At 71.8% G+C, this 5,137-nt stretch carries 6 protein-coding genes; 1 reads left to right on the forward strand and 5 read right to left on the reverse strand.

Annotated elements, in window-relative coordinates:
- The 3 genes from Q1N79_RS19465 to Q1N79_RS19475 form a co-directional block, all read right to left on the reverse strand.
- Nucleotides 1-638, reverse strand: a 638-nt coding sequence (locus Q1N79_RS19465; RefSeq protein ID WP_300610920.1) for a TIM barrel protein, incomplete at its 3' end; no start/stop codon positions are given.
- A gap of 813 nt (nucleotides 639-1,451) precedes the next feature.
- The gene (locus Q1N79_RS19470) at nucleotides 1,452-1,724 is read right to left on the reverse strand and encodes a hypothetical protein (RefSeq protein ID WP_300610921.1); all 273 of its coding nucleotides are present in this window, start codon (nucleotides 1,722-1,724) and stop codon (nucleotides 1,452-1,454) included.
- A complete protein-coding gene (locus tag Q1N79_RS19475) occupies nucleotides 1,721-2,908 on the reverse strand; it encodes a hypothetical protein (RefSeq protein WP_300610923.1) in 1,188 nt (395 codons plus the stop codon). The genes Q1N79_RS19470 and Q1N79_RS19475 overlap by 4 nt, the downstream gene beginning before the upstream one ends.
- A 209-nt stretch (nucleotides 2,909-3,117) precedes the next feature.
- Here Q1N79_RS19475 and Q1N79_RS19480 point away from each other — a divergent pair, with 209 nt between their 5' ends.
- A complete protein-coding gene (locus tag Q1N79_RS19480; protein ID WP_300610925.1) occupies nucleotides 3,118-3,285 on the forward strand; it encodes a hypothetical protein in 168 nt (55 codons plus the stop codon).
- Between the two features lie 153 nt (nucleotides 3,286-3,438).
- On the opposite strand, the gene Q1N79_RS19485 is transcribed toward Q1N79_RS19480, so the two are convergent.
- Together Q1N79_RS19485 and Q1N79_RS19490 are read right to left on the reverse strand one after the other, a co-directional pair.
- Nucleotides 3,439-4,059, reverse strand: coding sequence for an L-threonylcarbamoyladenylate synthase (locus tag Q1N79_RS19485; RefSeq protein ID WP_300610927.1), 621 nt, complete (start codon nucleotides 4,057-4,059; stop codon nucleotides 3,439-3,441).
- Between the two features lie 36 nt (nucleotides 4,060-4,095).
- On the reverse strand, nucleotides 4,096-5,137 hold a 1,042-nt coding region (locus Q1N79_RS19490; protein ID WP_300610930.1), incomplete at its 5' end, for a hypothetical protein.

A 5,137-nucleotide genomic window follows, 5' to 3' on the forward strand; every position in this document is an offset into this window, starting at 1 on the left:
ACGTGACCGATCCGGTCCCGGTGCCGCGACAGCACCCGCGGCACGTCTTCTCCCATCGTCGCGAGGTGGTAGGCGTCGGCGAGGAACGCGACGTTGGCCGCGGGCACCTTGTCGATCACCGCGAACGCGGCGGCGCTTGAGTCGATCGGGAACGCGGGAACGTCGACCGAGTTGATCGCCTCGACCAGGACGGACGCACCGGCCGTCGCGGCGGCCGCGGCGGCGATCGCGAGGTTCTCGATCGCGACCGCGTCCTGCTCGGCGGGGTCCACGCCGTCAAGCCGGTTCCCGTACGCCGCGTTCAGCCGCCTGCACCCGGTCCGCCGCGCGATCTCCACGCACGCCGGGATGTTCTCGCGGAACGCCGCGGCCGCCGCGGGAATCGACACAAGGCCGCGCTCTCCGGCCGCCATGTCACCGGTGTGGAAGTTGAGGCTGACCAGCTCCACTCCCGCGTCGGCGAGCGCCCCGACGAACGCGTCCGCGTCGGCGTCCGACGGCACGATCTCCGCCCACGGCCACCAGAACTCCACCGCGTCGAATCCCGCCGCCTTCGCCGCGGCCGGCCGCGCCAGCAGCGGAAGCTCGGTGAACAGGATCGAGCAGTTCACGTCGAACCGCAGCCCATAGGTGCGCATGGGGGAATCTACCTGCTCTTTCGTTCGCGCCGTACTGCCGGAGGGCACATCCGGGGCACATGGCCGAGAGCGGCATCCACGATCGTACTTGTTTCCCGGTCAGTATCCGGCCACTCGCCCCAATGTCGCCCAATGTCGCCCCAAGGCGTGTGACAGCTTTTTCTCTACGGCTTCAAGGGCGCGCCCGCGGCACGCCAGTGCCGGGCCTGAGCCCGTACGATCGCAGGAGGGCGCCAGCTGGCTGGGGAGTGCGTGAACTCAGACGGGCAGCGCCACCAGGCCGATGGGCCCGGCGGGGAAAGCAGGGGGACTGGCCGCATTCCGGGGCGTCGGCCCTGTCGCGCCCTCCCGGGCAGTGGCCCTGCCGGGCGCGCCGCCGACGCCGGGCGCCCGTCCCCGCTATCGCCGGACCTGTGCCGACCCGCCGTAACGCAGCACCCGGCACGCGCATGCGGAACCGGGCTTGGCCCGTCCTCCGTGCTGCAGCATCCTCTCGCCGCCCAAGGTCACTGTCAGGGGCGCTCCCTCCGGTCGCCCCGCAACGGCGATCGGCGCAAGCGCCGACCTTTGAGCACTGATCTTCCCCGGCAAGACCTCGGCACCTATCGCAGGGACGGATCAGACCCGATTCCGCGAATGGCGCGGTGAGCTGATCCTGCTTCCGTAAATGATCTTGGTGTGCCGTGATTCGTGGTGGCGGGCATGCTGGCGGCCCGGGAGCCGGCGCCGGGTTCGCGGTTTGGGGGCCTTCCTGCGGGCTGGGGCTGGCGGGCCGTGGGCGAGGACGGGGAGCCGGAGCTCAAGGTTCGCAGGTCAGGCGGGTGCGGGCAGGTCCCGCAGCCGGGTCAGGACCTCGGGCAGCAGGCTGTGGCCGGGCGGCAGCCGCAGCACCAGGTGGCGGGCGTGGCGGATCAGCCGGCCCGGGACGGCGATCAGCGGCCACCGCAAGGCGGCGATCATGGCCTTGCCGCCGCGCACTCCGTGCCCGTAAATGATGTCCTGCCCGGCGGTGACGGCGGTGAGCTGGTGCAGCCAGGCAGCGATATTCGCGGCGAGCAGCGCCCCCCGCATCCAGGCCAGGTTCACCTGGGGATATCCCGGCGGGAGGTGCCGCAGCGCGGCGCCGGGCCTGCCGCCGCGGAAGATGTTCTCAATGCTGGTGCGGTGCCGGTACCAGTGCCCGGCGGCCACCGCCTTGTCCGGGGCGGACACGCAAGGCTGGTCAGGATGAAGCTGTAGGCGTAGACCGCCCCGGCGCGGGCCAGCTCGGGGATCGGCAGGGCGCGCTGGTCCGGGTGCAGGGTGCGGCGCCGCCGGGACCTGGGGCCGGCAGAGACCTGGGCTGGGTCCGGCAGGACCCGGCGGACCAGCAGCCGGGTGTTCGCCGGCCACCAGTCCGGGCAGTACTCAGCGACAGCGACCTGGGCGCCGTCCATGCCGGCCGCGTCGTGCCAGTCGCTCTCGGCGATCCCGGCCGGCAGCCGCCACAGCAGAGCGATCCGCCTGGCGCCGGTCGCGAAGCTGATGTCCTCGATGCGGGCGGCGCGGGCCAGCTGCCCGGCGAAGTACCCGGCGCCGGCGCGCATCGCCACCCGGCCCGAAGCCCGCGCCGCCGCGGGCAGGGCGGCCAGCGCGCGGCGCAGCAGGCCCGGCGCGGTCGCGCGCGGGTCACCGGTCCCGTCGCCCAGGCCGGCGGCCAGCACGATCCCGGTCCCGGCCCACGCCGCCACGTGCGGCCGCCCGACCCGCCGGCCCTGATGGTTATAGGCCACCCCGCGCTTCTTGCGGCCGCAGACCTCCACGTCGGCGGTATCCAGGTCGATGGTGACCGGCCCGGCGGCCAGCGCCGCCGCCCGCTCCGCGGGCAGCAGCGACAGCATCCGCCCGGTCACCGCCGCCAGGCCAGCCTCCACCGCCCGCCACTGCCCGGCAGTGATCCGCCGGGCCAGGCCCGCCGCGGTCGTCGACGCCAGCCCCGGCACCGGGGTGATCTGCTGGCCTGCCATACCGGCGCGCTGCCGGTCCAGCCCGGTCAGGAAGTCCTCCCCGGCCAGCTGCGCTGCCGCGATCCCCGCCAGCAGCTCCCCGGCCCCGAAACCGCGATCCCGCTGCCTGACCGGGCCGGCCGCCGCATCCAGCGCCCCGATCACGCCGAGCCGTCCGCACAGCCCGGTGACCGCGGCCAGGCCCGCGTTCGCCGTCAGCGACCGGTCCGGCGCGCCGGCCCGCACCGGCTGACGCCGCAATCCACCAGCACGTATCCTGCTCACCAGATAGGTGTCCTCTCCACTGGGCTGACAATCACTTGGCAGCGATCATCATCCCAGGACAGAGCGGCACCTATCGGTATCTACCAGGTCGTGTCACCGGCTTACTCGCGGATTCGGGTCTGAGCTGGGGGGAACGCGCGGGTGCGGTTGATGTGACCTTGTTAGGTAATGGCCCTGTGTGAGCGCAGCCGCCTGCCGATCATGTCTGTGTGACGTTCGGCAAGGACTGCTTCGCCCTGGACCAGTCGCAGGTCAGGCTCTACACCGCGATCGCCCGCCACACCGTGCTCGTCATGGCCGCCCTGGCGATCTGCGCCGTCACCGCCGCCCTGCTCAAGGACCGCACCGATACCCAGGCCCCGCCCCGCGGTCATTAGCGGGCCGCCGGGGCTTCAGGATCGCCTCCGCGCCGTGCTCGCGCAGCTCGCGGGCAAGGGGCGCATGCCAAGTCGCCTCCGGATCGGCCCCGGTTACCGTGCCCGATACCCGCTGCCGCCCGCGCCGGGGTCCCGGTAGGGCCACGCCCCGGTTCACTCGAAGTCGGACGGGTCGCCTGCCCCGCGACGGACGATCTCGGGCTCGGGCTGGGAGAAGTCGATCACCGTCGTCGGCTCGGTACCGCAGTCGCCGCAGTCGATCACCGCGTCCACGGCGCGGTCGAGCTGCTGCGCGATCTCCCATCCCTGGGTCATGGGCTCGTCCTGGCCTGGCAGCAGCAGGGTGGTTGAGACAAGCGGCTCGCCGAGCTCGGCCAGCAGCGCCTGGGTCACCACGTGGCGCGGGATGCGCACCCCGACGGTCTTCTTCCCCGGGTGCTGCAGCTTGCGCGGCACCTCCCTGGTCGCGGGGAGGATGAACGTGTAGCTGCCCGGGGTCACCGCCTTGATGGCCCGGAACACCCGGTTGGGAACGTAGACGAACTGGCCAAGCTGGGCGAAGTCCTGGCACACCAGCGTGAGGTGGTGGCGGTCGTCCAGGCGGCGGATCGACCTGATCCTGGCAATGCCGTCGCTGTTGCCGAGCTGGCAGCCGAGCGCGTAGCAGGAGTCAGTCGGGTAGGCGATCACGCCGCCCGCGCGCACGATATCGGCGACCTCGACGATGGCGCGCCGCTGCGGGTTGGCCGGATGAACGTCGAAGTACCTGGCCATGCAAGGAGTGTAGGGCTCGCCGACCCAGGTCGCGGGCTAGGTGATCGACGAGTGGATCACGACCGGCTTGGTGACGACGCCGTCGACGCTGTCGAAGATGCCCGGGGCGTTCTGGAACTTTGCGCTGGGATTGTGGTGCAGCGTGGAGTACTCGATCGTCAGGGTCCCGCCGCCCGCGTCGACCACGAAGAAGATGGCTCCGCCGCCCTCGTTCGCGGTGTTGTCGCGCATGACGGTGCCGTCGATGATCAGGTTGTAGTGGTCGCCGTCGGTGTAGATCGCACCGCCGCTGCCGCCGCCGGGCGTGCCGGGACTCGGGGGGTTGGCGCCCTCGCCGATCGCCTTGTTGTCCGTCATCAGGCTGTCGATGACGTCGAAGTTCGCGTAGAGCCCGCTGAGGGCGGCGCCGTTGGAGCAGGAGTTGCCCGTGAACGTGTCGTGGGTGATGTAGACGGGGGTGGCCATGTACATGCCCAGGGCCCGGATCGCCGCGCCGCCGAGATCGGGACCGTCCTTATAGCACCGGTTGTCGCGGAACACCGAGTTGACGACCTTGAGCTGGCCGCCCTCGTCGAAGATGGCACCGCCCCCGTAGTCCGACGTGGGGGTCTCCCGCACGGGCGAGTACGCGTCCGCGAAGGTCATGTTCTGCACGACGAGCCGCGGCCACTGCTGTTCCCAGCAGTCGGTGGTCGTGTACACCTGCTTCGGGTCGCAGGTGTTCATGTACAGGATCCGGATCTTGCCGCCGCCGCTCAGCGTGACCTTTCCGCCGCCGTCAAGCACGACCTGGTGGCTGGTGTTCACCACCTTGGCGGTGGCGGTCATCGTGATCGTGACCGGCTTGGTGCCACAGTCGAACGTGATGATCCCGCCCTCGGCGACGGCCCTGACCACGGCCGCTGACGTGCAGCTGGCGGGCGTCCCGCGGCCGATCACGTGGCTGGGATGGCTGGTGTTGACGGCGCGGCCGGCCGGCGGAACGTACGCGTCCCCGTCCGGGTTGCCGGCGCCGGCCTGGCCGCTGACGTACGCGGCCGCCTCCCGGGGCGCCCGCGCGGCGCCAGCGCCCGACGCC

The organism is Trebonia sp. (genome assembly GCF_030042015.1).
Lineage (GTDB): Bacteria > Actinomycetota > Actinomycetes > Streptosporangiales > Streptosporangiaceae > Trebonia.